This is a genomic window from Mesorhizobium sp. WSM4846 (genome assembly GCF_055811415.1).
Genome location: NZ_JBVVPZ010000039.1, coordinates 16737 through 43232 on the forward strand (window position 1 = coordinate 16737; position 26496 = coordinate 43232).

Below are 26496 nucleotides of genomic sequence, written 5' to 3' on the forward strand. Positions count from 1 at the left end.
CATGCTGAAGTCCCAGACCCCTGCCCCGGACACCGAGACGCGCCTGCCGTCGCATCTGTTCTATCTGTCCAGCCTGCGCCGGCCGCTGGTCGACCGCGCCGAAGGCATCTACATCTGGACGCAGGACGGCCGCCGCTTCATCGACGGGTCGAGCGGACCGATGGTCGCCAATATCGGTCATTCCAACCGCAACGTGCTCGATGCGATGAAGCGGCAGATGGATCGCGCCACCTTCGCCTACCGGCTGCATTTCGAGAACGAGCCGGCCGAGGACCTGGCACGGGAATTGGCCGGAAAGCTGCCCGAAGGCCTGGACCGGATCTTCTTTGTCTCGGGCGGTTCGGAAGCGACGGAATCCTGCGTCAAGCTGGCGCGGCAATGGGCTGTCGCCACCGGACAGGCCAGCCGCTGGAAGGTGATCACCCGCTTTCCCTCCTATCATGGCGGCACGCTCGGGGCGCTTGCCGTCACCGGCGACGATGCGCTGGCCGAAACCTTTGCGCCGATGATGCAGGTCATGCCGACCGTGCCGGCGCCGGCCGCCTGGCGCGACCGCGACAATCTCTCGATGGAACAGCGCGGCGTCCGTTACGCCGACATGCTGGAGGAGAAGATACTCGCCGAGGGGCCGCAAAGCGTGCTCGCCTTCATCATGGAGCCGGTCGGCGGCGCTGCCACCGCGGCGCTGGTGGCGCCGGACAGCTATTATCCGCGCATCCGCGAAATCTGCGACCGCTACGGCATCCTGCTCATCCATGACGAAGTGATGAGCGGTGCCGGCCGCACCGGCAAATTCCTCGGCGGCGACCATTTTGACTGCAAGCCCGACATCGTCGCGCTGTCGAAGGGGCTGGGCTCGGGCTATGCGCCGCTCGGCGCGCTGGCCGCATCCATGCAGCTGGTGCAGCCGCTGCTCGCCTCCGGCGGCTTCCAGCATGGCCATACCTATGCCGGCAATCCGCTCGCCTGCGCCGCCGGGCTCGCCGTGCTTGGCGAAATGGATCGTCTCGACCTGATCTCCAATGCGGCTGGCATGGGCGATCTTTTGATGGCTGAGTTGAAGGGCCTGGCCAAGCGGTTTCCGTTTATCGCCGACGTGCGCGGCAAGGGCCTGCTGCTAGGCGCCGAGATGGTCGCCGACCCCGATATGCTGCGGCCGATCGCACCGGCGAAGAAGGCCACCCAGCGCCTGCTCGACCTCGCCTATGAGCGCGGCCTGATCATCTATGGGCGAAAGGTCAACGGCGGGGTCGACGGCGACAATTTCATGGTGGCGCCGCCGATGATCGTCACCAAGGAACAGGTCGGTGAGATCGTCGCCATCATCGGTGACTCGCTGCAGGTGCTGGCCGGCGAACTCGACCTGCCGATTGAAGGCTGAGAGCCAGCCATGGCGCCGCGAAAAGTCATCATCACCTGTGCCGTCACCGGGTCGGTGCACACGCCGTCGATGTCGCCGCACCTGCCGGTGACGCCGGACCAGATCGCCGCAGAGGCGATCGCGGCTGCCGAAGCCGGCGCCTCGATCCTGCATCTTCACGCCCGCGACCCCGGGGATGGGCGGCCGACCGCCGATCCTGATGTGTTCATGCAGTTCCTGCCGCGCATCAAGCAGGCGACATCAGCGGTGATCAACATCACCACCGGCGGCTCCTCGCTGATGACGCTCGACCAGCGGCTGGCCGCACCGCTCAGGGCCGAGCCCGAAATGTGCTCGCTCAACATGGGCTCGATGAATTTCGCGCTGTTCCCGATGCTCGACAGGCCAAGGCAATGGCTGCACGAGTGGGAGCCGAAGCTGCTGGAAGCGACCCGCGACACGATCTTCAAAAACACCTTTGCCGATATGGAGACCGTGCTCGAAAGACTTGGAAAGGGCTGCGGCACACGCTTCGAATTTGAATGCTACGATGTCGGCCACCTCTACTCACTGGCGCATTTTCGCGATCGAGGTCTGGTGTCGGGACCTCTGTTCATCCAGTTCGTGTTCGGCATTCTCGGCGGTATCGGCGCCGATCCCGACAATCTGGTCCATATGAAGCGCATCGCCGACAAACTGTTCGGCGACAGCTACCAGTTTTCGGTGCTGGCCGCCGGGCGCCACCAGATGCCAATGATCTCGATTGCGGCGGCGATGGGCGGCAATGTCCGCGTCGGACTGGAGGACAGCCTTTACGACGGCCGCCAGTTGGCAAAGTCCAATGCCGACCAGGTGCGGCGCATCCGCAGCGTGCTCGACGGGCTGTCGCTGGACGTCGCCACGCCCACTGAGGCGCGCGAGATGCTGGCGCTCAAGGGCGGCGATCGGGTGGCGTTCTGAGATGGTTATGGCCTGAGATGCTTGCGTTCCGTCCCACCCCCCTCTGGCCTGCCGGCCATCTCCCCCGCAAGGGGGGAGATCAGATGTCGCTGCCGCTTTCGCCAATCGCGAACGTTGCAGGATGTGTGGGTAGATTGACGCTACCAATCTCCCCCCTTGCGGGGGAGATGTCCGGCAGGACAGAGGGGGGTGCCTGGGCGCCGAACCTCCGGTGACTGTCGATTTACCAAAATCATCATCCGACCCGGCACCATCGAGGACGTCGAAACCATCCATGCCGCGATCCTGCGGCTTGGCGCGCATACCGGCGCACACCAGGAAATCACCTCTACGGCCGAAGACCTCCGCAGCTATGGCTTTGGCGAAAACCCTGCCTTCTCGACGCTGATCGCCGAAGTCGACGGCGAGTTTGCCGGCCTGTGCCTGCATTTCCCGATCTTCTCGACGTGGATGGGGCGGCCCGGCGTCTATGTGCAGGACCTCTATGTCGAAGATCGGTTTCGCGGCCGCAGGATCGGCGAACGCCTGCTGCGGCGTGTCGCCCGAGAATGCCGGAATGACGGTGGCGCCTATCTCAGACTGTCCGTCGATAGCGACAATGAAACCGCCAAGGCCCTTTATGAAAGGCTGGGCATTGCCTGGTCGAGCTACGAGCAGGTGCAAAAAATCGTCGGCGACGCGTTCTTTGCCTTCGCCGATGCACCAGAGGAATGAGGAGCCAAGATGAAAGCCTTTTATGCCGACGAGCAAAAGCGCCACGATCCCAAGGCGTTCCTCTCCAGCGGCGCCCAAAAGCCCAATCCGGAAAAGCCGGAGCGCGTCGAACGGCTGCTCGCCGGCGCCGAGGCTGCCGGCTGCACGATCGAACGGCCGAGAGATCACGGGCTTGGTCCGGTTGCCGCTGTGCATACGCCCGAATATCTCGATTTTCTCGAGCACATCTTCGCGCGCTGGCAGCGCATCGAAGGCGCTTCGGCCGAGGTGATCCCCAACATCCATCCGATCGCGCGGGGCGGCTCTTATCCGGCCTCGGCGGTCGGCCAGGCCGGCTACCACATGGCCGATACCGCTTGCCCGATCTCCGGCGAGACCTGGCGGAGCGCGCTGTGGAGCGCCTGGAGCGCGGTTGAAGCCGCCGAGGGCGTGATGGCGGGCGCGCCGGCTGCCTATGCGCTGTGCCGTCCGCCCGGCCATCACGCTTTTGCCGACGTCGCCGGCGGCTTCTGCTTCATCAACAATTCGGCGGTCGCGGCACAGACGCTGCGCAAGGATGTTGCGCGGGTGGCGATCCTCGACGTCGACCTGCATCACGGCAACGGCACGCAAGGCATTTTCTACGCGCGGCCGGACGTGCTCACCGTCTCGCTGCATGCCGATCCGGTGCGCTTCTATCCGTTCTTCTGGGGTCATGCCGACGAACGCGGCGAAGGGCCTGGTCTCGGCTACAATCTTAACCTGCCGCTGGCGCGCAAATCCGGCGATGCCGCGTTCCTGGAAGCACTCGACATGGCGTTCCAGCGCATCCGCGCCTTTGCGCCGGAAGCGCTTGTCGTGGCGCTCGGCCTCGACGCCTTCGAGGGCGATCCGTTCGGCGGACTGACGGTAACGACGCCAGGCTTCTCGCGCATCGGCGAAGCCATCGCCGGTTGTGGCCTGCCGACGGTCATCGTCCAGGAAGGCGGCTATCTCTGCGACGAACTCGGCGACAATCTTACTGCCTTCCTCACCGGGTTCAGCGGCGGCAAGAAACGCTAATATCAGCCGGATGCCTCAGGATCGCTCCTGTCGCAACATCGCGATAACGCGATGCACGCTCTCCAGCGTCTCATCGATCTCGGCCGCCGTATTGTAATGGGCGATGCCGATGCGCACGACACCGTGCTCGGCCGGAATGCCAAGCTGGTGCACGATCTCCCAGGCATAGTTGTGGCCGGACCACAGGAAGATGTTTTCCGCATTCATCTGCCGCACGATCGTCTCCGGCACGATGCCGTCGACAGTGAACGAGACCGTCGGCACGCGCTCGCCGACACGCGCCGGATCGGTGATGCCGTGGATGGTCAGGCCCGAAACGGCCGACAGGCCGTCGATCAGCTTTTGCGTCAGCCTGTTCTCGTAAGCAATTGAAATTTCAAACGCCTTGACTATCCTAGCACGTCGCGAACCATCCTTACCGGCGGCGGCGCCCAAGTCCGCAAAATAATCGACCGCGGCTGTCAGTCCGGCCATCAGCTCGATCTGCGGCGTGCCGAGCTCGAACCGCTCCGGCAGAGCATTGGACGAACAGCGGCATTTGTAGGGTTTCAGCGCGTCGATGACATCCAGCCGGCCCCACACTATGCCCATGTGCGGCCCGAAGAATTTATAGGCCGAGCAGGCCAGGAAATCGCAGCCGAGATCCCTGACGTCGATCAGGCCGTGCGGCGCGAACTGCACGGCGTCGACATAGACCAGCGCGCCGGCCTGCCTGGCGATGCGGGTCAGCGCCTTCACCCGGTTGATCGAGCCGGTCAGATTGCTGGCGTAGTTCAAGGCGACAAGCCGCGTCCTGTCGGTGAGCAGCGCAGCAAGCGCCGCCTCCTCGATCTGCCAGCTCTGCTCATCGAAAGCCAGCCAGCGCACGACAAGGCCAAGATCTTCGGCGAGCTGCAGCCACGGCGAAACGTTGCCCTCGTGGTCCATACGGGTGAGGATGATCTCGTCACCGGGTTTCATCGTGCGGCCGAGGGTGCGCGACATGTGGTAAGTCAGCGTCGTCATATTGGCGCCGATGATGATTTCCTGCGGGCTTGCAGCACCGAGGAAATCGGCCATCGCCGCATGGGCGTCATCGACGATCTGTTGCGCCGCGATCGTGGTTTCGAAGAAGCCGCCGAGATTGGCGTTTGTTGTCAGCAGGCAACGTGACACCGCGTCTGCGACCGCCTGCGGCACCTGCGTGCCGGCAGGGTTGTCGAGATAGAAGCGGCGACGGCCCTTGTCGGTCAGCGACAGTGCCGGAAATTTCTCGCGCACGACCTCAATCGGAAAATTCACTTTTTCCCCCTTCCCTACTGAAATCGTTTGGCAATCACACCTACAGAGCCGGAAAGCAGCTCACGGACACGGGTTGCCGACACGCTGGTGGATTGCATCGACCGCCTTCTGCATATCCTCGGTCCAGACGACATCAGCGGAAGACAGCGCCATTTCGAGCTGCGGAAGGGTCGTCGCGCCGATGATGCTCGAAGTGACGAAGGGCCGGCTCGTGACATAAGCGTTGGCAAACAATGCCGGCTCCATGCCGAAAGAGCGCGCCAGTTCGTTATACTGGAGCTGCGCCTCCGCGGCATTGGGCGTCTCGTAGCGCTGGCCACGGTTGAAAAGCTGAGAACGCGAGCCTTGCGGCCGCGCGCCATGATCGTATTTGCCGGTCAGGTAGCCTTGCGCCAGCGGCGAATAGGCGAGCAGGGAAACCTGTTCGCGCTCGCAGACCTCCGCAAGGTTCACCTCGAAGCCGCGGTTGACGAAATTATAGGCGTTTTGCAGCGACGCCAGGCGCGGGCCGACGCCTTTGTCGGCTTCGCCGACGAACCGCATGACGCCCCACGAACTCTCGTTCGACAGGCCGAAATGGCGGATTTTTCCGGCCTTCACCAATTCGTCGAAGACGGCGAGCGTCTCGGGAATCGGCGTCTCGCCGCCCGGTGCACCGGCGGAGTCTGCCCGCAGCGGCACGGCGCCGACGCGGTTCGGATTGGCGCCCCATGGCACGTCCCGTTCCGGCCAATGGATCTGGTAAAGGTCGAGATAATCGGTGTTGAGCCTGGTCAGCGATTTTTCGACGGCATCGAAGATGTCGGCGCGCACCAGCTTCGACGGGCGGTTGCCGCGAAACCATGTGTTGGCGGTGCGGCCAACCACCTTCGAGGCGATGATCACTTGATCGCGGTTGCCCTTTGCTTTCATCCAGCTGCCGATTATCTTCTCGGTCCAGCCTTGCGTCTCCGCCTTGGGCGGGATCGGGTAGAGCTCGGCGGTGTCGATGAAGTTGACGCCGCGCGAAAATGCCAAATCCATCTGGGCGTGGCCATCCGCTTGGGTGTTCTGCTGGCCCCAGGTCATCGATCCCAGGCAAATCTGGGAAACAAGAAGATCGGTCCGACCAAGGCGGCGTTTTTGCATGGTAATTTCTCCGGCGGGAACTCTTTTGCGCGGCTGCGCAGGAAGGAAGCCGCAGCATACAGGAATGCACCGGCTGTCTCCAACCCTCCGGCCAGTTGCCAGCGACTTTTCCGACGGGCCGAAGCGGGGCGCTCGGCGCAGTCAAAGATCAGTGAGGCATGGCTGCCATGCAAATGCTGCACTGCACAATTGTCACGATTTGCCTATATTGGGATTCGGGGAGGACCAACCAGGGGCTTCAATCATGGGTTTCCTCACTGAAATGTTCGCCCGTCCGCGCCCGCAGGAACATCTGCGCTACCGCGCCGCTCTGGCGCTGCTTCATTCGATGAGCAATGCCGACCGGGCCGACATCGGCATCAAACCAGCCGATTTTCCGCGCGTCGCCCGCGAAATGTCCTCACGTTAGTCACGGATATCCCGGCTCGACCGGGATATCTCCTCGCCAATTCTTCAACGTGAACCCATGAAAATCGCCTTGCTCAGCGGCACACCATTGTGGCGCAGGATGTCGTACGCCGTGGTCACGTGGAAATAGAAATTGGGCATGGCGAGATGCAGCAGATACTGCATGCCGGCCATCGAGAATTCGCGCTGGCCAAGCTTCAGCTCGATCATTCTGTCATCGGAGCCGTCCATATCGGCAGCCGCGAATGTCGCCAGAAGGTCGACGGTCTTGGCGATGCGCGCCTGGAGATCGGCAAAGCTCGCCTCGTTGTCTTCGTAGTTCGGCACCTCGCGACCGGCAAGCCGCGACGGCGCGCCCTTGGCGTGGTCGGTGGCGATCTGCACCTGCCTGGTCAACGCATACATGTCCGGCGCCAGGCTCGACGCCAAAAATACCTGCGGATCGATTTTGCGATCGAGCGCATTCTGCTCGGCGATGTTCAGCACGTTGGATAGCGCCTTCAACCTGGCCGAAAACACCGGCACGGACGCTTCGTACATCGATATGGTCACGTGAATCTCCTATTCCGGCGGGAACGCCGACGGCGGCACCTACGCCTGCGCAGGCGATTCTTCAAGCGTCACCACGTCGCCGCAATCGCTATGATAGGATTTCCCATCCGGTGGAGATTCCCGATGAGATGCGCCCTTTTTGCAGCGACCGCTTTTTTCTCCCTTGCCGTGACAGGCCAACCGGTGCTCGCCGCCGAAGCGCCTTATGTCGACGACAGGTCGGACGCCGAAGCGGTCATCCGCTCGTTCTACAGCGCCATCAACCGGCAAGAATTCGCGCGCGCCTGGGACTATTTCGGCGAAACCAAGCCGGTCCAGGATCTCGACGCCTTCGTCAAGGGCTATGACGGCACCGAAAGGGTCGAGGTCAAAACCGGTGGCGTGTCCGAAGACGGTGCGGCCGGCAGCATCTATTACAATGTTCCGGTCGCCATCCGGGCGACAGCCAAGGACGGCAGCGAAAATGTCTTTGCCGGCTGCTACACCCTGCGCCAGGTCAACGCCTCGATCCAGGAACCGCCATTCCGCCCGATCTTCATCGACAAGGGCGCGCTGAAACCGTCCAAGGCCGAATTCGAGGACGCCGTGCCGGCAAGCTGCGGCGACGCACCGCCGCCGCCGAAGAAGGATGCGGCGCTGGAGCAGGCCAAGAAGGCGTTTGCGGCCACTTATGGCGACCAGTGCGACAAGGAAATGCCTGGCGGCGAGCCCTTGGCAGAGCCGGACGCCTACTCCCTGCGCTACAAGGATGCCGGCGCCGAGGCCGATCAGCCCGAACGCGAGACGCGGCTGTTTCGCTTCTTCTGCTCGATGGCTGCCTACAATGAGAGTGCCGTCTACTATGTCCACGACGATGTGTCAGGCGTCCGGCAGCTGCAGTTCGCCTCGCCGGAACTCGATATCCACTATGAGAACAACGATAGCGAAGGCAAGGTCGAGGCGATCAACGTCACCGGCTTCCAGACCGACGACCAGCTGGTCAATTCCGAGTATGACAACGCCACCAAGACGATCTCGTCGCTCAACAAGTGGCGCGGCCTCGGCGATGCCGCGTCGGCCGGCACGTATCTGTTTCGCAACGGCAATTTCTCGCTGGTGCAGTACGATGTCGACGCCTCGTACGACGGTAAGATCAACCCGCAGACGGTCGTGGACTACAACACACCGCCTTAAGGGGCCTCCGACAGCATCCAGTTGAGCGCGCCGCGCCAGTCGGTCATGCGGATCGGCGTGCCGTGCGTGCCGGTCTCGAAGCGGACAAAGCGGGCCGGATAGGTCCTCGATTTGGCCAGGATCGAACGGAAGAAGGCTTCCTGTTTCCCGACTGGAAACACCGGATCCTTGCTGCCCTGGCCAAAGAAGACCGGAACACGGCGCTTGAAGGCCGGGCTCGAGAGGAAACTTTCATCCCACAGCGAACCGAGCAGCAGTAGCCCGCCGATGCGGCCGGCAGTATCCTTGCGGGCGGCCAGCTTCCAGCACAATGCGCCGCCCATCGAGCCGCAGGCGACGAAGATCTTCGCGCCCGGCGACCGTTCGGCATAGTGGCCGATCAGCGCGGCGATCTGGGCCGCACCTGTGTCGCCGAAATCGGAAAAGTCCGGTGACAGATAGAGGCCGCCATTGCCGGCCAGCAGGTTCTTGATGCGGTTGAAATTGCCACCGAAGGTGAAATCGTCGACGCCCTGCTTGCGGCTGCCGCCCTGCCCGTGGAGATAGAGCACGATGATGCCGGCGCCTTGCGTGCGACCGACGGCGACGTGGCGGATATTGCCGGCGTCGGTCTTCAGCAGCAGATCCTGCTGCACCTTGCGCACACCGGTGTCGACATACTGCGCCTGCGCGCGAAGCTCCGGCACTTGGTCGCGGGCGTTGATATCGCGCAGCTCGCGATAGTCGACGACTATATAGGCGCCCTCGGACGAGAGGATGGCCGGATAGGCGAACAGATCGTCCTTGAAGGACTTTAGTTCGAAAGCGTCGGCATGGGCGGCGGCACAAAAAACAAACGTTGCAGTCAAAAGGGCGTAGAGATTTACGAATACCCCCCTCTGGCCTGCCGGCCATCTCCCCCTCAAGGGGGGAGATTGTAAGCCACTTCGGCTTTCGCCATTCTCCAAGGGTGTTGAATGTGCACCGTCGGCGAAACTGCTAATCTCCCCCCTTGAGGGGGAGATGGCCGGCAGGCCAGAGGGGGGTAGGACGGTACGAATAGGCATGCGTTTTTCGGCCTCGGTTTGTCAATCCTGCAGCACGCCGCCGGCGCCTTCCAGCGCCTCGGGGGTGTCGACATCGATGGACGCTGCCCTGCCGATCTCGACATCGATGACATCGAGCCCCTCGGCCTCGACCAGATGGCGCGCGCCGGTATCGCCTTCCAGATGAGCGATCGCCGCAAACAGCGAACGCGGCAGCAACACAGGGTTGCCTCGCTTTCCCTCATGCGAGGCGCGCACGACCGATCGGCCCTCGAATTTGCGGAATGCATCGATCAGCCTGTCGAGGTCGGCTGACGCGATGCCAGGCATGTCGCCAAGCACGATCATGGCCCCGGCAGCATCGCAGCTGACCCGCGCGATGCCGGCCTTCAGCGATGAAGACAGGCCCTCGGCGAAATCCGGATTATCGGCGAAAGTCACATCCAGTCCCGACAACGCGGCGCGTACACGCTCGCGCTGATGGCCGGTGACGACGACGGTGCCCGAAGCTTTGGAGCCGAGCGCGCGCTCGGCGCTACGGCGCACCAGCGGCTGGCCGTCGAACAGTGCCAGCAGCTTGTTCGGGCCGCCCATGCGGCTGGAGCGGCCGGCGGCCAGCAGCACGATATCGACCTTCAACTCGGCACTCTCAGACTTTGGCGCCGGCAGCGGCTCGCGCGGCTGTGGCCGGGTCGGGATTTCCATCAACAGACCGCCGACACCCATGCCGGCAATATCCTTGGCCGTCACGTCGAGACCGGCGATCAACCTGTCGAGAACCCAGTCGAAGCCGTTCTCCTTGGGGCTGCGGGCGCAGCCCGGCGCGCCGATGACGCGCTTGCCGGCAAGCGCGCCGAGCACCAGGAGATTTCCGGGATCGACCGGCATGCCGGCGCGAGTGACGGTGCCGCCGGCCTTCTCGATCGCTGCCGGGATGACGTCGCCAAAATCGCTCATCGCCGATGCGCCGAAGATCACCACAATATCGTTGTCACGCGCTAGCGAGCCCGCAGCCTCCGCAACGGCGCCAGCGTCGTGCGGCGTTCGGCGCTCGGTCGTCAGCCGGCCACCCGAGCGCGCCAGACGGGCTTCGGTGACCCGCAACGTCTTGTCGAGCACACTCGGCTTGATGCCGGGCAGAACCGTCTGGATGACGCCGACACGCACCGGCTGATAGGCATTGACCGCAAAGATCTCGCGGCTGGCGCAGATCCTTGCCACCGCATCGACCAGGGCGGAAGCAACGGCGAAGGGAATGATCTTCACGGTTGCGACCATCTGGCCATTTTCGACCGGTGCGTGCTGCGCCAGCGTGGCGATGGTGATGGTCGGATCGACGGCGTTGATGGCGTTGATCATCGCGGCATCGACCGTGAAGATACCGGCCGCCCGGGCGTGCAGATTAACCCGGCCGGTCGCGGCGGGCCTCGCCTCGACATTGCGATGGATCATGCTTTCGGCGATCTTTTCGGCGGCAGCGTCCTCGCTCAAATCATCGGGAGCAAGAACAGCCGCGACAATCTCCGAAATCCCTGCTGCCTTGAGCAAAGACACATCCTCGGCGCTCAGCCTGTGTGCCTTGCGCAAGCGCCGTTCTCCGGCCGTGGTGGCATGCGCCAGCACTGCGCCTTCGGCCGTATCTACGGGGATTGGCCCAAACTTCACGCCACCGCGTCCTTGGATTCGAGGCCGCGCGAACGAAACGCCTGGATCGCTTGCGCCAACACCGCCACAGCTATTTCGGCCGGGCTCGCCGCACCGATGTCGAGACCGATCGGCGCGTGGATGCGGGCGATCTGGTCGGCGGTCGCGCCCAATGCCAGCAGGCGCTCAACCCGCTTCGCATGGGTCTTGCGGCTGCCAAGCGCACCGACATAGAAGCAGTTGGCGTCGAGCGCCGCCTTCAGCGCGAAATCGTCGATCTTCGGATCATGGGTGACGGCGGCCAGCGCCGTAAAGCTGTCGAGCGGCTGGCGCTTCAGGATATCCTCCGGCCATTCGGCATGCAGCGCGACATCGGGAAAGCGGTCTGCGGTGGCAAAGGCCGTGCGCGGATCGACAATCTCCACGGGGTAGCCGGCGATCCTGGCCATCGGCGCCAGTGCCTGGCTGATATGGACTGCGCCGATCACCACCAGGCGCGGCTGCGGCAGATAGGCGTTGAGGAAGAAGGTTTGCCCTTCCGCCTCGACCGACCCGGAACTGCCTGATCGAAACGCCTTGGCGATCGCAGCGCCCAATTCGCCGGCGACCTGATCGCCCTCCCTCACGATGCGATCGCGGCCATCGCCGAGATCGGTGACCAGGATCACCGCGCGGCGGGCGCGGCGTTCGGCGTTCAGCGTTTTCAGCGCGTAGGGATCCATAGTGCTAGCCTAACCCAATCGCTCGACATAGACCTTGATGCGACCACCGCAGGATAGGCCGACCTGCCAGGCGGTTTCGTCGGCGACGCCGAACTCCAACATCTTCGCCTTGCCTGAGTCGATGACGTCGATCGCCTCGGTGACCACTGCGCCTTCGACGCAGCCGCCAGAGACGGAACCGTGGAAATTGCCGTCCGCGTCGATGACAAGGTGGCTTCCGACCGGGCGCGGCGCCGAGCCCCAGGTCTCGACCACGGTGGCAATGGCGACGTCCGTGCCGTCATTCATCCAACCCTCAGCTATGATCAGCGGATCGCGCGCCTCATCGAGATAAATGCTGTTTTCCATCACCGTTTCTCCCGGAGAAAACATATGGCTATGCGGCGCTTCTCGCGCCACCCTCAATCCACCGGCGTGGATCGACGGAGCGCGCCGAAGTCTTGTCCAGCGACGCGCACAGGTCGGCGAGCGCATCGAGATTGTGCACCGAGCGAAATTCATCGACATGCGGCAGCATCGCCTTGACGCCGCGGGCGCGCGCCTCGAAGCCGTCGAAGCGCAGCAGCGGGTTCAGCCAGATCAGCCGCCGGCAGGATTTGCGCAGGCGCTCCATTTCCTCCGACAGGCCGGCAACGTCGTCGCGCTCCAGCCCGTCGGTGATCAGGAGAACCACCGCACCCTGCCCCAGCACACGCCGCGACCACAGCCGGTTGAATTCGCCCATCGTATCGCCGATGCGGGTGCCGCCCGACCAGTCCATCACCGCCGCCGAACAGTCGGCGAGTGCTGCGTCCGGATCGCGATGGCGCATCTGCCGCGTCAGATTTGTCAGCCTGGTGCCGAAAACGAAGGCGTGCACGCGCCGGCGCTTTTCGGTCAGCGCATGCAGGAAATGCAGGAAGATGCGCGTGTACTGGCTCATCGAACCGGAAATATCGGCAAGCACGACCAGCGGCGGGTGAACCTCGCGGGCTGAACGGAATTTCGGCAGGATCAATTCGCCGCCGGTGCGCGCAGAGGAACGCATCATGGCGCGCGGATCGATACGGCGACCATGCGCATTGGACTTGAAGCGGCGTGTCCTGACCATGTCGAAGGGCAGCCGCAACGCGGCGATCGCCTTCTTGGCGTCGATCATCTCGGCGGCGTTCATCTGGGCAAAATCCTTGCCCCTCAGCACCTCGTTGCCGGAAAATGTGAAGCGGGCGTCGACCTCGATCTCGGGGATTTCCTGCACCGGCTGGTTCTTCTGGTGGCCCTCGAACATCGCCTGGCTGACGCGGTTTTCCGCAGCTCGCGGCTTTTGCTTCTCGCGATTGTTCGGCGCAACCGGCGAAAACATCGCTAGCATCTTTTCGATCAGCTCGTGCGATTTCCAGAACAGCCGGAAGGTTTCGTCAAAGGTGGGGTGGTCCTCGTGCCGCGATACCAGCACGGCATGCAGCGTCCAGTAGAAATCGTCGCGGGAACCGATGCCGGCGGCCAGCACCGCCTCGATGGCCTCCTTGACCGAGGCCGGGCCGACCCGCATGCCGGCCTTGCGCAAGGTGCGGGCGAAATAGACGATGTTATCGGCGATCCGCCCGTCCGGCGTGGCCTCTTTCGGTTCGGGATGCGGCGTTGCCATCGCCCTACTCCGCCGCCGAAAGCTCGGCCTTGACCTCGTTGAGGATGCGCCGGCTTTCGCCCTGCTCGATACGGGCAATGTCGTCCTGGTATTTCAGCAGCACGCCGATCGTGTCGGAAACGGTTTCCGGATCGAGCGCCACCTTGTCGAGTTCGGTCAGCGCGCCGGCCCAGTCGATGGTCTCGGCCACACCCGGCACCTTGAACAGTTCGATCTGGCGCAGCTTCTGGATGAACGAAACCACCTCGGCCGACAGCCGGCTGTTGGCCTGCGGCACTTTCCGGCGCACGATTTCCAGCTCGCGCTCGGCATTCGGATAGTCGACCCAGTGATAGAGGCAGCGCCGCTTCAGCGCGTCGTGGATCTCTCTGGTGCGGTTGGTGGTGATGATGACGATCGGCGGCTCCTCCGCCTTGATCGTGCCGAGCTCGGGCACCGTGACCTGGAAGTCGGAGAGGATTTCGAGCAGGAACGCCTCGAAGGCCTCATCGGTGCGGTCGAGCTCGTCGATCAGGAAGACCGGGGCGGCGCCCGCCTTGCCGGTCAGCGCGTCGAGCACCGGGCGGCGGATCAGGTATTTTTCGGAAAAGACGTTGCGCTCCATGTCGGAGCGGTCAACCTTGCCGGCCGCCTCCTCCATGCGGATCTCGATCATCTGCGCGGCGTAATTCCACTCGTAGACGGCCGAAGAGACATCAAGGCCTTCATAGCATTGCAGGCGGATCAGCCGGCGCCCGAGCGCTTGCGCCAGCACCTTGGCGATCTCGGTCTTGCCGACGCCGGCCTCGCCCTCGAGGAACAGCGGCCGTTTCATGCGCAGCGACAAGAACAGCACGGTCGCCAGCGACCGGTCCGCCACATAGTCCGCGCCGGTCAGGAGATCGAGCGTCTCATCGATCGTCCGCGGCGTAGGGCGTGGTTTCAACCCGGTCATTCTCTCTCCGTGCGTGCGGCCCATCCAGAGCCTCTACAGAGCGTGATAGCCGCGGTCGTGATAGATCAGCGGCCGCAAATTATCGCCGATACGCAGGCCTGTCACCTTGCCAAAAAGCACACGGTGGGTGGCCAGATCCTTGGTATCGATCAGTTCGCAGTCGAACACGGCAAGCGCGCCCTTCAGTGTCGGCGCGCCGGTCGAGATCATATCCCACTCGCCGAGCGCGAAGCGTTCCTCGACGGGCAGGCCGGTGAGGCCGGAAAAGCCGACCGACAGCGCCTCCTGGTCCGAAGCCAGCGCGTTCAAGGCGAACCTGCCATTCTTCACGAACGGCTCGTTCTTGGGATTTTCGCGATTGAGGCAGACCAGGATGGTCGGCGGCGTGTCCGACACCGAACAGGCTGCAATGACAGTCGCACCCCGCCTGCCGGCGGAACCATCGGTGGTGACCACATGGACGTGGCCGGCAAAATGGGCCATCGCGTCGCGATAGGCCTGCGGCCCTATGTCGTTCTTCTTCAGCACCGGCGATTTCCATTGGTTTGAAGCGAGATGAACCCAACCGTTATATATGGCGGCATATTGCATGCCACAAGCGAAGTGGTTGACATGCATCCTGAATTTCGCGTGTTGCGTGAAAGCTGACCAGCCTTTAGGTCTTGGCAGGAAGTGGCGCCGGCAAACACGCGACCGGCGCGGAGGAATTCTTCGCTCGCATGCGACCCCGGACAATAGGCACGACAACGACAATAGCGGTGCTGGCTTGGCTGTCTCTCGCCGGTGATGCGAACGCTGAGATGCTGCTGGTCGGCGTCGCAGCACCACTGTCCGGGCCGTCGGCGACCCTCGGCAAGCAGATCGAGGCGGGCGCCGGCCTGGCGGCAGCGGCGAACGGTGCTCAACTCAAGGTTGTCGACGACGCCTGCACGGCCGATGGCGGGGCTGCCGCGGCGAGGAAATTCGTTGCGTCGAAAGTCGGCGTGGTCGTCGGCTTCCTCTGCACCGAGGCGATCGAGGCGGCACTGCCGATCCTGAAGGACGCCGACATACCGGTCATCACCGTTGGCGTGCGCACCGAAAGCCTGACCGACCGGCGCGCCAAGACCGGCTGGCCGATCTTTCGGCTCGGGCCGCGCGGCGATGACGAGCGCAACGCCGTCGCCTTCAATCTCACCCGCCAATGGCAGAACGAGCTGTTCGCCATCATCGACGACGGCACGATTTACGGCCGCGAAATCGCCGAGACGCTTCGGGCGGCAGCCGAGCAGGCGGCGCTGAAACCGGTGTTCGTCGACACATTCAGGCCGCAGCTCGACAACCAGATCGGGCTGATCGGGCGGCTGAGGAAGGCCGGTGCAACGCATGTCTTCGCCGGCGGCGACGGCGAAGACATCGCCATCATAGGCCGCGACGCCGGCCAACTCGATGCCGGCATCATTTTTGCCGGCGGCGAAGCGCTGCGCACTCCGCCCGGCGACGTGCCTTATGCCACGGGCACGCTGATGATTGCGCCGCCCGAATGGGCCGATGTGGCCGACTCCAGGGTGCTCGAAAGCTTTGCCGCACAAAAGATCGTGCCGGACGGCTACACGCTGCCGGCCTTTGCGGCGGTCGAGATCGCCGAAGCGGCGACGGCGCTGGCGGAAACCTCCGGCAAGCCATTGGCCGAGGCGCTTACCGCGCATGACTTCAGCTCCGCGATCGGGCCCATCCGCTTTGACGGCAAGGGCGACTTGACCGAGAACCTCTATCGGGTCTTCCGTTTCAACGGCGCACATTTCGTGCCGGCGGAGGCCAAATGATGTTTCGGACAGGGCCGCGCAATCTCATCACCGATGTCGCCGGCCTGCGCGTCGGCAACGCTTCCGATGTGAGGCTGAAGTCCGGGGTGACCACCATCGTCTGCGACGAACCGGCGGTGGCCGGTGTCCAGATCCTGGGCGGTGCGCCAGGCACCCGCGAGACCGACCTGCTCGATCCGCACAATTCGATCGAGGCGATCCATGCCGTGGTGCTTTCGGGTGGCTCGGCTTACGGCCTCGATGCCGCCTCCGGCGTACACGCGGCACTGCGCGAAAACGGCATCGGCGTGGAGGTCGGCGGCTTTCGCGTGCCGATCGTGCCGGCGGCGATCCTGTTCGACCTGCGCAACGGCGGCGACAAGGACTGGGGCCGCTATCCGCCCTACCGCGATCTCGGCTATGAGGCGGCACAGGCAGTCGGCATCGATTTTCCGCTCGGCACGGTCGGCGCGGGAACCGGTGCCCTGAGTTCCGGCCTCAAGGGCGGCCTCGGATCGGCCTCGACGATGCTCGACAGCGGCGTCACCATCGGCGCACTCGCCGCCGTCAATCCGACCGGCTCGGTGACGATCGCCCGAAGCAGGCACTTCTGGGCAGCGCCCTTCGAGATCGGCGACGAGTTCGGCGGGCTCGGTTATCCCGCGCCGATGCCGGCGGACGCGAAAAGGATCCTGCTGAAGTTTCGCGACAAGCATGTCGGAGGCAACACGACCATCGCCGTCATCGCCACGGACGCCCTTCTCACCAAGGCCGCCGCAAAACGCCTGGCGATATCAGCGCATGACGGCTTCGTGCGCGCCATTTGGCCGACACATACGCCGGCCGACGGCGATCTGGTTTTCGCGCTGGCGACCGGCAAGAGCGGCATCGAGCTCGCCCCCAACGACGCCATCGAGCTTTACGCCGCGGCCGGCGCCACCATGGCGCGCGCCATCAGCCGCGGCGTCTTTGCCGCGACGCCCGCCGATGGCGACCTGTTTCCGGTCTGGTCGTCGCGCTGAATGCGGGCTGCCGTGACCCGTCATCAGGTGGGGTCGGATTTTTCCTCCTCGAACGTGACCGCGACATCCGAATTTGCCGACAGCCGGACTTTCTGGCCCTCGACTTCGGCTACGAGGCTGAGCGGAATGAAGTGGTGATGCCCCCTGTGGGCGCCCTCGCCGCTGTCGCGCTTGGTCAGCTTGATTCGTTGTCCCTCGACTTTGTCGACAGTGCCGACATGGACGCCGTCGGCGCCGATCACTTCCATATGTTCGCGAATGCTGGCTGCATCGGTCATTGTGGGTTCTCCATTTCAAGCTGCCAACTTAAACAAATGACGGCACGATTGGATGCATCGGGTTGCGTCTCAGAGGGCACGACGTTTTGACGATGAGTGATAGTGATCGAAACAACGCTGGCTGCTCAAACGGAAATCCGATGCGAATTCTCGTCCTGCTTGTTGTGTCCCTCCTCGCCCAGTTTGCAACCTCGCTCGCCGCGCATGCCGGCGATGTTGCCGAGCTTGAGATCCTCGGCTTCACCGGGGATGGCGGCGCCTTCGCCTTCGAGGAATATGGCGTCCAGGACGGGTCGGGGTTTCCCTATGCCAATCGCTATTACATCAACACCGCCGACGACAGCTTTCTCAAGGGCACACCGATCAGGGTGCGGCTTGACGACGAGAACGCAACGCTCGACGCGGCGCGCCTTGCAGCCCGGCAGAAAGGCGAAGCTGTCATCAAACAGGCGGAATTGACCGCGAATCGCGGCATCACCGCCGGCTCCAATCCGGTGACCGAGCTTTCGGCCGATCCGTTCCGCATGGTGGTCAACCCGCGGCCGATCTTTTCGCCGGTCGATGATCCGCTCGAGTTCCGGCTCGACGAGATCGGCATGAACGATACCGAAACCTGCCAAAACCTTGGCGAGATCAACGGCTTTCGCCTGATGCGCATCGAGGCGAAAGACGGCGGCAAGACTGAACTCCTGCACGAGGACAAGTCGATACCCAAAAGCAGAGGCTGCCCGAACGGCTATCGGATCGGCGCGGTGCAGACATTTTCCATGCAGGGCCTCAGCGCCTATGCCGTGCTGATCGCGGTGCGCCGGTACGGCTTCGAAGGGCCCGACTATCGCTGGATCGCGGTGACCGGCCGGCTGTGACGTCGCTCCCCGCCATGCGCAACGGCGTCCTGAATCGCATCCGCAAGGCCTTGCCGTCGCCGTCCGCCGCAGTTTGCGGCGCCCTGCTGTGGGCCGCAGCGATGGCCGCCAGCGCACTTGTCAATCTGCTGCTGGACGACTGGGTGACCCCGGCAAATATCCGCTTCGTCTCGTTGCTCTATGCGGCGGGCGGTGCGCTCGCCTTTCCGGTTGGCCTGTTCCTGGCGCGGCTCGTCTCGCTCGGGCGGCATTGGCAAGTAGCCTTGGCGGCCGCGTTTGTCTGCCTTCTTGCCACCACGATCGGCTTCACCGGTGGGCTCTTTGCGCTGCAATACCGTTCCTACTATGCCCAGTGGCATGAACCTGCACTGACCATTGGCTGGTCCATCCAGTTCGTGCACACCATGGCAACGGCGTTCTATCAATTCATCGTGCTGGGCATCCGGCTTTATTTTCCGCTCGGTTTCATCGCGCTTGCTCTCGCCAGCATCTGGTTTGCGCGGCAGCAGCGTTGAGCATTTTGTCCGCCTCTGTTACGACGCGGGCGAACGCCCTCGCAAGTCAGGACTGACCGATGATCCCTCGCTACTCCCGGCCGGAAATGGTCGCCATCTGGTCGCCCGAAACCCGGTTCCGCATCTGGTTCGAGATCGAGGCCTACGCTTGCGACGCGCTGGCCGAGCTCGGCGTGATCCCGAAGGAGGCCGCCAAAACCATTTGGGAAAAAGGCGGGGCCGCCAAGTTCGACGTCGAGGCGATCGACGAGATCGAGCGCGTCACCAAGCACGACGTCATCGCCTTCCTCACCCACCTCAGCGAATTCGTCGGGCCGGACGCCCGCTTCATTCATCAGGGCATGACCTCCTCGGACGTTCTCGACACCTGCTTTGCCGTGCAGCTCACCCGCGCCAGCGACATCCTTCTGGCCGACATCGACGGCCTGCTTGCGGCGCTCAAGCGCCGCGCCTTCGAACACAAGGACACCGTCACCATCGGTCGCAGCCACGGCATCCATGCCGAGCCGACCACCTTCGGCGTCAAGCTGGCGCAGGCCTATGCCGAATTCTCGCGCTGCCGCGAGCGGCTGGTGCACGCGCGCGAGGATATTGCGACATGCGCCATATCAGGTGCAGTCGGCACCTTCGCCAATATCGATCCCTATGTCGAAGAGCATGTGGCGAAGCAACTCGGATTGAAGCCGGAGCCGGTGTCGACGCAGGTGATCCCGCGCGACCGCCATGCGATGTTCTTTGCGACGCTCGCTGTCATCGCCTCGTCGATCGAACGGCTGGCGACAGAAATCCGCCATCTGCAGCGCACCGAGGTGCTGGAGGCCGAAGAGTATTTTTCGCCCGGGCAAAAGGGCTCGTCAGCGATGCCGCACAAGCGTAACCCGGTGCTGACCGAAAACCTCACCGGGCTTGCGCGCATGGTGCGTTCGTTCGCGCTGCCGGCGATGGAGAACGTGGCGCTCTGGCACGAGCGCGACATTTCGCATTCGTCGGTCGAGCGCATGATCGGCCCGGATGCGGCTGTTACGCTCGATTTCGCGCTGTCGCGGCTGACCAGTGTCATCGACAGATTGCTCGTCTATCCCGACAACATGCTGAAGAACATGAACAAGTTCCGCGGCCTCGTGCATTCGCAGCGTGTGCTGCTGGCGCTGACGCAGGCCGGCGTCAGCCGTGAGGACGCCTACCGGCTGGTGCAGCGAAACGCCATGAAAGTATGGGAGCAAGGCGCTGATTTCCTTGAGGAACTTTTGGCCGACAAGGGGGTCACCGCAGCCTTGCCCGAAGCCGAGATTCGTGAAAAATTCGACCTTGGCTATCACACCAAGCATGTCGACACGATCTTCAAGCGGGTGTTCGGAGAAGCGTGAGGCCACGCGGACTTGACCGGTTCTGGCCGGCGGTTCCAAGCTGGAGCACCCCCCATCCGACCGCGGAGCCTGTCCTCGGGCTTGCCGGAGGCAAGACCCGTGGGCGGCCACCTTCTCCCACAACAAGGGGAGGTAAGACGGCATCGACCTCGTCGCACCGTCAGGTTCGAATAATCAAGCCTTGCCGGGAACGGCCCTGATCACCGTTCCCCATGGGTCCTCGCGGGTCGTTTCATCAGTCACATTGTTCGAACACATTTCAACCCAGGCGAGGCCGGACTGGGAAGGATCGCGACGGCCGGCGCCGGCGCTCTGCCACGAATTGGCGCCGATGTGGTGATGGTAGCCGCCTGATGACAGGAACACCGCCGCGCCACCATATTTCGCCATGGTATCGAAGCCGAATTCCTGGTGCCACCAGGCCTCGGCGTCTTCCGGCCGTCCGACGCGCAGATGGACATGGCCGACGATGCTGTTGTCCGGCATGCCCTGCCAGGCCGCATTGCCGGCGGGCACGTCGGCGACGACCGACGAAATGTTGAGCCGTTCGGTCGCCATCGCTATCTTGTCACCATTCCACTTCCAGTCCTCATGGCGGCGGTCGGAATAGATCTCGATGCCGTTGCCTTCGGGATCGGTCAGGTAGAGCGCCTCGCTGACCAGATGGTCGGAAGCGCCGTCGATGCCGATATTGTTGGCGATGGCGTGGTTGATCCAGCGCCCGAGGTCGGCCCGGCTGGGCAGCAGGAAGGCAGTGTGAAACAGGCCGGCGCTGCGCGGATCGTCGGGCTTCGCCGCTGCATCCGCTTCGATGTCGAGCAAGGGACGATTGGCGGCGCCCAGCGTGATCGTGCCGCCGGTGCGGCTCAGTTCCCGCAGCCCGACGACATCGCGATAGTAAGCGGCCAGGCTTTCAGCGTTCCGCGCGCGCAGCCCGACGCGGGCAACGCTGACCGGGGTCGTGGCGGCAAAAGGCAATTCACTCATCAAAGTCTCCCGTTTGGGCGGCCTTCGACGAGATCCCCAAAGCCAGGAGCCCGGCGCCACCTACCATCGTACGTCGTGTCAGTTCCAAATCCTGGTTCTCATTACACGGCTGTTTCTTTTCCCGATGACAGATCGTCGATCGCGATCGTTCACACAAGACGGCAAGAAGCGAACATGGTGTTCACTATTTGTGAGTATCGCACCGATCATCATCACGGTTGCACGAAACCGTGTCCCTCGCTACATGCGCGCCATGAAAGTCAGGGATGCAGACATTCTTATCGTGCCGGGCTACACCAATTCCGGCCCCGACCATTGGCAGAGCCGCTGGCAATCGAAATTGTCGACGGCGCGGCGCGTCGAGCAGGCGGAATGGTCGAAGCCAGTGCGCGAAGACTGGACGGCGAGCGTGGCGAAGGCGGTCAACGAGGCCGAGCGACCGGTCGTTGTCGTCGCTCATTCGCTCGGCGTCGCCGCCGTGATCCAGGCAATGCCACAGTTCCAGCGTCCGGTCGCCGGAGCCTTCTTCGTGGCGCCGCCCGACGTCGCCAACCCAGAGATAAAACCCAGGCACCTGATGACCTTCGGCCCTTATCCGCGCGAGCCGCTGGCATTTCCCTCGGTGGTGATCGCCAGCCGCAACGACCCGTTCTGCACCTTCGAGGTGGCCGAGGACATTGCCGGCGCCTGGGGCTCGCTGTTCATCGACGCCGGCGAGGCCGGACATCTCAACGCCGATGCCGGCTTCGGCCCGTGGCCGGAAGGCTCGATGACTTTTGCGAAATTCCTGACCGACCTTTAGTGCATGTCGCCCAAAAGCATGCCCTCGGGCCTGACCCGAGGGTGCGAAGCGGTTTTGGGACAACGACATGCATAAAACAAAGATTTCAAGCGCGCTGCATCCCTTCGATTCGACCCTTCAGGATCCGATCGAGTCCCTCACGCTCTTCAGCAGGGTCTTTGCCCCCAGCCCGATCAGCGCGTGCTCGGAGCCCATCGCCAGCAGCCGATAGCCCATCGACACGACGCGGCCGGCGATGGTCGGCTCGATAACGTAGATCGCGGCATGCTTGCCGGCCTTGCGCGTCCGCTCGGCGATCGAGGCGACTGTTTCCATCATGCTTTCGAGCGTCGAGTTGACGGCGGCGCCGTTCGACCAGGCAATCGAAAAATCCGATGGCCCGAGGAAGATGCCGTCGATACCCGGCGTGTCGAGGATGCCGTCGAGTGCATCGAGCGCGGCGCGCGTTTCGACCATGGCGAAGGCCATGGTGCGCGCGTTGCTGTCGCGCAGCCAGTCGGCATAGTCGCCCTTGCCATGACGCGGAAAGGCATAGGTCGGGCCCCAGGAGCGCTCGCCGAGCGGCGGATACTTCATGGCGGCAGCGAACAGCCTGGCATCCGCCACCGAATTCACCATCGGCGCAATCACCGCCTCGGCGCCGAAATCGAGCGCGCGGCTGGCCATGTCGAAGCGGCCAACCGGAATGCGCACCAGCGCCGGTTTGTTGGCGGCCAGCACCGGCCCAAGGCCGCGCAGCACGCTGTCCTCATGATGTCCGCCATGCTGCATGTCGAGCGTGACGGCATCGAACCCCTGTCTGGCAAGAATCTCGACCGTCAGGGCATCAGGCACGCCAGACCATGCGGTGCACAAGGTTTCATCGGCCGCAAGGCGTGACTTGAGGGACATGGGCGCCTTCCTTATTCGACCTCGCATCGGCCCAAAATCGGCAAGCCCGATGCGAGGAGTCAAAGTTGAGCGTACCTCGTACTTTCCGAATGGATGCACGTCGCTCTAATGCAGTTCAGCCGGAAACCGCTGCAAAGGCAAAGAAAAACCGCCCGGAGGGGCGAGGCGGTCGATTGGTCCAGCGTGTCGATTGGCTCAGAGCAAGGGTCAGGTGTTCTTGATCTGCTCGATTGCCTGCGCCATCAGATCGTCCATGGTGCGGCGAATCTGATGATCCGACTGGGCGACTCCAGCTTCGTCGAAATCCTTGCGGATCTTGCGGAAAACGTCGTGGTCGCCGGCTTCCTCGATATCGGCGAGGACGACCTGGCTGGCATAGGCTTCGGCGTCGGCCCCGGCCTTGCCGAGCTTTTCGGCGGCCCACAGGCCGAGCGCCTTGTTGCGGCGCGCCGCAGCCTTGAACCGGAGTTCCTCGTCGATTACGAACTTGCGCTCGAAGCCCTCCTCGCGATCTTTCATGCTGCTCATGGCATCCCTCCGGTCAAATCCGATTTGGTTGGCAGTCGAAATATGTGTACTGCCCAGCACAAACCAAAAGGCCGCGGGCCGGTCAATATGCTACATCACTTGCTGCGCTGCGGCATTTCATTCCGGAAAGCGGTGATTGAAAGGATTTGCCGATTGAGCAAACACTGCGATTGGGATAGACACCGGCATTGAACCCCTACCGTTGCCGCACTAATTTAGGCGTACGGACAGGAACTGGTCGCTTGCCGCCTGCCCGGAAATCCAGAGAAAAGATCAGATGAAAAATCGCCGCCGCATTTATGAAGGCAAGGCCAAGATCCTCTATGAGGGTCCTGAGCCGGGAACACTGATCCAGTTCTTCAAGGACGACGCGACCGCTTTCAACAAGAAGAAGCACGAAATCGTCGATGGCAAGGGCGTGCTCAACAACCGCATTTCCGAGCACATCTTCAACCATCTCAACCGGATGGGCATTCCGACCCATTTCATCCGGCGGCTCAACATGCGCGAGCAGCTGATCAAGGAAGTCGAGATCATCCCGCTCGAGGTGGTCGTGCGCAATGTCGCCGCCGGCTCGCTGGCCAAGCGTCTCGGCATCGAGGAAGGCACCGTGCTGCCGCGCTCGATCATCGAATTCTATTACAAGGCCGATGCGCTCGACGACCCAATGGTGTCTGAAGAGCACATCACTGCTTTCGGCTGGGCAAGCCCGCAGGAGATCGACGACGTCATGGCGCTGGCCATCCGCGTCAACGATTTCCTCTCCGGCTTGTTCATGGGAGTCGGCATCCAGCTTGTCGACTTCAAGATCGAATGCGGCCGGCTGTTCGAAGGCGACATGATGCGCATCGTCGTTGCCGACGAGATCTCGCCGGACTCGTGCCGTCTGTGGGACGTGGCGACCCAGGACAAGCTCGACAAGGATCGTTTCCGCCGCGACATGGGCGGTCTGGTCGAAGCCTATCAGGAAGTCGCCCGCCGCCTCGGCATCATGAACGAGAACGAGCCGCCGCGTCCCGCCGGGCCGGTGCTCGTCGCCTCGACCGATGGCCTCAAAGGCAAGCCGCACTGAGATTTCTTGCCGCTCAACACGTCGAACAGGAGCATGTCCAGCGTGATCAAGGCCCGCATTACCGTCACTCTCAAGAACGGCGTGCTCGACCCGCAAGGCAAGGCGATCGAACACGCATTGTCCGGGATGGGCTTTGACGGCGTCGGCCAGGTGCGGCAGGGCAAGGTTTTCGACGTCGAGCTTGCCGAGAGCGACAAGGCCAAGGCCGAGGCCGATCTCAAAGCCATGTGCGACAAGCTTCTGGCGAATACGGTGATTGAGAACTATAGTGTGGCCATTACCTGAGGTTGTGCCGGAGGGTATATGACTGAAGCCACGAACGAGTTGATGTACGAGCTCCTGAAGCGTGTGCACCACGAAGTTGCTGAACTTCGACCAGATGTTTCCGAAGTGAAGCGGGAGTTGAACGCAATTCGGGGTCACATGGTCGCAACGCAAAGCGACATCCATAACATCTACGGCATTCTTGGCCGTCAAGACGATCGTCTCGAACGTATAGAGCGCCGTCTCGAATTGCGTGGACTTGCCGAAGCCCAGGGGCCTTACGAACCGAAATGAAATCAGCCGTCGTTCTTCTGCCGGGCCTCAACCGTGACCGCGACATGATCGCGGCGCTGACCAAGATTTCGGGAACGCCGCCGGTGACGGTCTGGCAGACCAATACCGAAATCCCCGACGTCGACCTGATCGCCATTCCCGGTGGCTTCTCCTTCGGCGATTATCTGCGCTGCGGCGCCATTGCGGCGCGCATGCCGGTGATGCGGGCGGTCGCCGAAAAGGCGGCCAAGGGCGTGATGGTCATTGGCGTCTGCAACGGCTTCCAGATCCTGGTCGAGGCCGGCCTTTTGCCAGGCGCCTTGATGCGCAACACGTCGCTGAAATTCGTCTGCCGACAGGTCAAGCTGCAGATCGCCAACGCCAACACAATGTTCACCCGCCGCTACCAGCCGGGCCAGATCATCCGCTCGCCGGTGGCGCATCATGACGGCAATTATTTTGCCGACGCCGAGACGCTGCGCAGGCTGGAAGGCGAAGGCCAGGTCGTGTTCCGCTATGCCGAAGACACCAATCCCAACGGTTCGATCAACGACATTGCCGGCATCATCAACGGCCAGGGCAATGTGCTCGGCCTGATGCCGCATCCCGAGAACCTGATCGAAGCGGCGCATGGCGGCAGCGACGGCCGGGCGCTGTTCGAAAGTGCGCTTGGCATCGCCGCTTGATTCTTCAGCGTTCGTCCCCTTCCCGAACTCGACATAGGCGCTTGACCATGAGACCGACGATTGCCTGCCTCGCTCTCGTCGCCGCAGCCGGCCTTGTGCTCGCCTCCTGCCAGTCGAAGCCGAAGAACGCGCCGGCGCCTTCGGGCAAGAGTGCGGCGCTGCTTGCCATGGAACAAGTGGCGATCGCCGCCCACAAATGCTGGATCGCCAGCAAGGATCCCGCCTTCAAGCCCTATCAGATGGCCAACGAGCTGAATTCGTTCACCGGCACGCCGCGCTTCCTGCTGGTCCCGGTCAAGCATTATGGCGGAAAGCCGTTGCTGGTGGTGCAGGCACAGGGCAATTCACGCCGGGTCGACGTGTACGGTCCGCTGATGGCCGAACCGCTCGGCGCACGCATCGGCTCGGACATTGCCCGCTGGCAGGCTGGCAATCCGGCCTGCGGTGCGGCTGCATAGGGCAGTGAGCCGCTGCCTGCAGGTCGCCGGTCTGGTCATCGGCCTGGCCGCACTTGTCCTGCAAATCTTCATCACCGTTCCAGCGTCGATAGCAGCCGGCCGCAGTTTTTTCGGCTCGCTGGTCTTCTATTTCG

31 protein-coding genes are annotated in these 26496 nt (G+C 63.1%); 17 read left to right on the forward strand and 14 right to left on the reverse strand.

The window, feature by feature from the left end; genetic code table 11:
- Nucleotide 1: 1 nt before the first annotated feature.
- The 4 genes from AC0L15_RS25675 to AC0L15_RS25690 all read left to right on the forward strand — a co-directional run bounded on the left by AC0L15_RS25675 (nt 2) and on the right by AC0L15_RS25690 (nt 4075).
- Complete coding sequence (locus AC0L15_RS25675; protein WP_287247443.1) at nt 2-1381, forward strand: aminotransferase family protein; 1380 nt, start codon at nt 2-4, stop codon at nt 1379-1381.
- 9 nt (nt 1382-1390) lie between these two features.
- On the forward strand, nt 1391-2320 hold the full coding sequence (kce, locus tag AC0L15_RS25680) for a 3,5-dioxohexanoate:acetyl-CoA acetone transferase (RefSeq protein ID WP_128182200.1): 930 nt from the start codon (nt 1391-1393) through the stop codon (nt 2318-2320).
- A gap of 189 nt (nt 2321-2509) precedes the next feature.
- The gene (locus tag AC0L15_RS25685; RefSeq protein ID WP_473497523.1) at nt 2510-3034 is read left to right on the forward strand and encodes a GNAT family N-acetyltransferase; all 525 of its coding nucleotides are present in this window, start codon (nt 2510-2512) and stop codon (nt 3032-3034) included.
- A 9-nt stretch (nt 3035-3043) separates the two neighbouring features.
- Complete coding sequence (locus AC0L15_RS25690; protein ID WP_287247445.1) at nt 3044-4075, forward strand: histone deacetylase family protein; 1032 nt, start codon at nt 3044-3046, stop codon at nt 4073-4075.
- Nucleotides 4076-4090: 15 nt separating this feature from the next.
- Here the strand turns inward: AC0L15_RS25690 and AC0L15_RS25695 are convergent, their stop codons facing one another.
- Together AC0L15_RS25695 and AC0L15_RS25700 are read right to left on the reverse strand one after the other, a co-directional pair.
- On the reverse strand, nt 4091-5356 hold the full coding sequence (locus AC0L15_RS25695; RefSeq protein ID WP_287247446.1) for a cysteine desulfurase-like protein: 1266 nt from the start codon (nt 5354-5356) through the stop codon (nt 4091-4093).
- A gap of 60 nt (nt 5357-5416) precedes the next feature.
- The gene (locus tag AC0L15_RS25700) at nt 5417-6484 is read right to left on the reverse strand and encodes an aldo/keto reductase (protein ID WP_287247447.1); all 1068 of its coding nucleotides are present in this window, start codon (nt 6482-6484) and stop codon (nt 5417-5419) included.
- A gap of 244 nt (nt 6485-6728) precedes the next feature.
- On the opposite strand from AC0L15_RS25700, the gene AC0L15_RS25705 reads away from it, so the two are divergent.
- Nucleotides 6729-6893 carry a hypothetical protein gene (locus AC0L15_RS25705; protein WP_023798224.1) on the forward strand — a complete coding sequence of 55 codons (165 nt, stop codon included), beginning with the start codon at nt 6729-6731 and terminating at the stop codon, nt 6891-6893.
- 44 nt (nt 6894-6937) lie between these two features.
- On the opposite strand, the gene AC0L15_RS25710 is transcribed toward AC0L15_RS25705, so the two are convergent.
- Entirely contained in the window at nt 6938-7444 is a 507-nt protein-coding gene (locus AC0L15_RS25710; RefSeq protein WP_287247448.1) for a DUF1993 domain-containing protein, read from the reverse strand.
- 123 nt (nt 7445-7567) lie between these two features.
- On the opposite strand from AC0L15_RS25710, the gene AC0L15_RS25715 reads away from it, so the two are divergent.
- A complete protein-coding gene (locus AC0L15_RS25715) occupies nt 7568-8617 on the forward strand; it encodes a DUF1176 domain-containing protein (RefSeq protein WP_287247450.1) in 1050 nt (349 codons plus the stop codon).
- Here the strand turns inward: AC0L15_RS25715 and AC0L15_RS25720 are convergent.
- From AC0L15_RS25720 to AC0L15_RS25750, 7 genes are all read right to left on the reverse strand, one after another.
- Nucleotides 8614-9465: an alpha/beta hydrolase gene (locus AC0L15_RS25720; RefSeq protein ID WP_287247452.1), complete on the reverse strand. Its 852-nt coding sequence runs from the start codon at nt 9463-9465 to the stop codon at nt 8614-8616. The genes AC0L15_RS25715 and AC0L15_RS25720 overlap by 4 nt on opposite strands.
- 219 nt (nt 9466-9684) lie before the next feature.
- Nucleotides 9685-11307: an NTP transferase domain-containing protein gene (locus AC0L15_RS25725; protein ID WP_473497526.1), complete on the reverse strand. Its 1623-nt coding sequence runs from the start codon at nt 11305-11307 to the stop codon at nt 9685-9687.
- Nucleotides 11304-12008, reverse strand: coding sequence for an XdhC family protein (locus tag AC0L15_RS25730; protein WP_287247456.1), 705 nt, complete (start codon nt 12006-12008; stop codon nt 11304-11306). Before AC0L15_RS25730 ends, AC0L15_RS25725 begins: the two co-directional genes overlap by 4 nt.
- Before the next feature lie 9 nt (nt 12009-12017).
- On the reverse strand, nt 12018-12356 hold the full coding sequence (locus AC0L15_RS25735; protein ID WP_287247458.1) for an XdhC family protein: 339 nt from the start codon (nt 12354-12356) through the stop codon (nt 12018-12020).
- 28 nt (nt 12357-12384) lie between these two features.
- Entirely contained in the window at nt 12385-13635 is a 1251-nt protein-coding gene (locus AC0L15_RS25740; protein WP_287247459.1) for a vWA domain-containing protein, read from the reverse strand.
- Between the two features lie 4 nt (nt 13636-13639).
- Nucleotides 13640-14569 carry an AAA family ATPase gene (locus AC0L15_RS25745; RefSeq protein WP_023798232.1) on the reverse strand — a complete coding sequence of 310 codons (930 nt, stop codon included), beginning with the start codon at nt 14567-14569 and terminating at the stop codon, nt 13640-13642.
- A 33-nt stretch (nt 14570-14602) separates the two neighbouring features.
- The gene (locus AC0L15_RS25750; RefSeq protein WP_023798233.1) at nt 14603-15097 is read right to left on the reverse strand and encodes a flavin reductase; all 495 of its coding nucleotides are present in this window, start codon (nt 15095-15097) and stop codon (nt 14603-14605) included.
- 191 nt (nt 15098-15288) lie between these two features.
- On the opposite strand from AC0L15_RS25750, the gene AC0L15_RS25755 reads away from it, so the two are divergent.
- Entirely contained in the window at nt 15289-16374 is a 1086-nt protein-coding gene (locus tag AC0L15_RS25755) for a branched-chain amino acid ABC transporter substrate-binding protein (protein ID WP_287247461.1), read from the forward strand.
- Nucleotides 16374-17375, forward strand: a complete 1002-nt coding sequence (locus AC0L15_RS25760; protein WP_287247699.1) for a P1 family peptidase — start codon at nt 16374-16376, stop codon at nt 17373-17375. Before AC0L15_RS25755 ends, AC0L15_RS25760 begins: the two co-directional genes overlap by 1 nt.
- 23 nt (nt 17376-17398) lie before the next feature.
- Here AC0L15_RS25760 and AC0L15_RS25765 read toward each other — a convergent pair whose 3' ends face one another.
- Nucleotides 17399-17653: a DUF2171 domain-containing protein gene (locus AC0L15_RS25765; RefSeq protein WP_023798236.1), complete on the reverse strand. Its 255-nt coding sequence runs from the start codon at nt 17651-17653 to the stop codon at nt 17399-17401.
- Between the two features lie 140 nt (nt 17654-17793).
- Here AC0L15_RS25765 and AC0L15_RS25770 point away from each other — a divergent pair, with 140 nt between their 5' ends.
- The 3 genes from AC0L15_RS25770 to purB are packed head-to-tail and all read left to right on the forward strand — an operon-like array spanning nt 17794 to nt 20401.
- Nucleotides 17794-18519, forward strand: coding sequence for a DUF2259 domain-containing protein (locus AC0L15_RS25770; protein ID WP_287061909.1), 726 nt, complete (start codon nt 17794-17796; stop codon nt 18517-18519).
- Complete coding sequence (locus AC0L15_RS25775; RefSeq protein ID WP_287247463.1) at nt 18516-19034, forward strand: hypothetical protein; 519 nt, start codon at nt 18516-18518, stop codon at nt 19032-19034. The genes AC0L15_RS25770 and AC0L15_RS25775 overlap by 4 nt, the downstream gene beginning before the upstream one ends.
- Nucleotides 19035-19093: 59 nt before the next feature.
- Nucleotides 19094-20401, forward strand: a complete 1308-nt coding sequence (gene purB, locus AC0L15_RS25780; protein ID WP_287247465.1) for an adenylosuccinate lyase — start codon at nt 19094-19096, stop codon at nt 20399-20401.
- Nucleotides 20402-20575: 174 nt separating this feature from the next.
- Here purB and AC0L15_RS25785 read toward each other — a convergent pair whose 3' ends face one another.
- Nucleotides 20576-21388, reverse strand: a complete 813-nt coding sequence (locus AC0L15_RS25785; protein WP_287247468.1) for a VOC family protein — start codon at nt 21386-21388, stop codon at nt 20576-20578.
- Between the two features lie 253 nt (nt 21389-21641).
- Between AC0L15_RS25785 and AC0L15_RS25790 the strand changes: the two genes are divergently transcribed.
- Nucleotides 21642-22190, forward strand: a complete 549-nt coding sequence (locus tag AC0L15_RS25790) for an RBBP9/YdeN family alpha/beta hydrolase (RefSeq protein ID WP_287247701.1) — start codon at nt 21642-21644, stop codon at nt 22188-22190.
- Between the two features lie 117 nt (nt 22191-22307).
- Here AC0L15_RS25790 and AC0L15_RS25795 read toward each other — a convergent pair whose 3' ends face one another.
- On the reverse strand, nt 22308-23081 hold the full coding sequence (locus tag AC0L15_RS25795; RefSeq protein WP_287247470.1) for an HpcH/HpaI aldolase family protein: 774 nt from the start codon (nt 23079-23081) through the stop codon (nt 22308-22310).
- A 207-nt stretch (nt 23082-23288) separates the two neighbouring features.
- Nucleotides 23289-23609 carry a DUF1476 domain-containing protein gene (locus tag AC0L15_RS25800; RefSeq protein ID WP_027154189.1) on the reverse strand — a complete coding sequence of 107 codons (321 nt, stop codon included), beginning with the start codon at nt 23607-23609 and terminating at the stop codon, nt 23289-23291.
- A 277-nt stretch (nt 23610-23886) separates the two neighbouring features.
- On the opposite strand from AC0L15_RS25800, the gene purC reads away from it, so the two are divergent.
- From purC to AC0L15_RS25825, 5 genes are read left to right on the forward strand one after another with little or no spacing between them, the layout of a single operon-like run.
- Nucleotides 23887-24681 carry a phosphoribosylaminoimidazolesuccinocarboxamide synthase gene (gene purC, locus AC0L15_RS25805; RefSeq protein ID WP_023798245.1) on the forward strand — a complete coding sequence of 265 codons (795 nt, stop codon included), beginning with the start codon at nt 23887-23889 and terminating at the stop codon, nt 24679-24681.
- A gap of 42 nt (nt 24682-24723) precedes the next feature.
- Nucleotides 24724-24966: a phosphoribosylformylglycinamidine synthase subunit PurS gene (gene purS / locus AC0L15_RS25810; RefSeq protein ID WP_023798246.1), complete on the forward strand. Its 243-nt coding sequence runs from the start codon at nt 24724-24726 to the stop codon at nt 24964-24966.
- Between the two features lie 18 nt (nt 24967-24984).
- Nucleotides 24985-25239 carry a hypothetical protein gene (locus AC0L15_RS25815; RefSeq protein WP_023798247.1) on the forward strand — a complete coding sequence of 85 codons (255 nt, stop codon included), beginning with the start codon at nt 24985-24987 and terminating at the stop codon, nt 25237-25239.
- Nucleotides 25236-25904 carry a phosphoribosylformylglycinamidine synthase subunit PurQ gene (gene purQ, locus AC0L15_RS25820; RefSeq protein WP_287247471.1) on the forward strand — a complete coding sequence of 223 codons (669 nt, stop codon included), beginning with the start codon at nt 25236-25238 and terminating at the stop codon, nt 25902-25904. Before AC0L15_RS25815 ends, purQ begins: the two co-directional genes overlap by 4 nt.
- Before the next feature lie 47 nt (nt 25905-25951).
- Nucleotides 25952-26362: a hypothetical protein gene (locus AC0L15_RS25825; protein WP_287247472.1), complete on the forward strand. Its 411-nt coding sequence runs from the start codon at nt 25952-25954 to the stop codon at nt 26360-26362.
- Nucleotides 26363-26496: the final 134 nt, after the last annotated feature.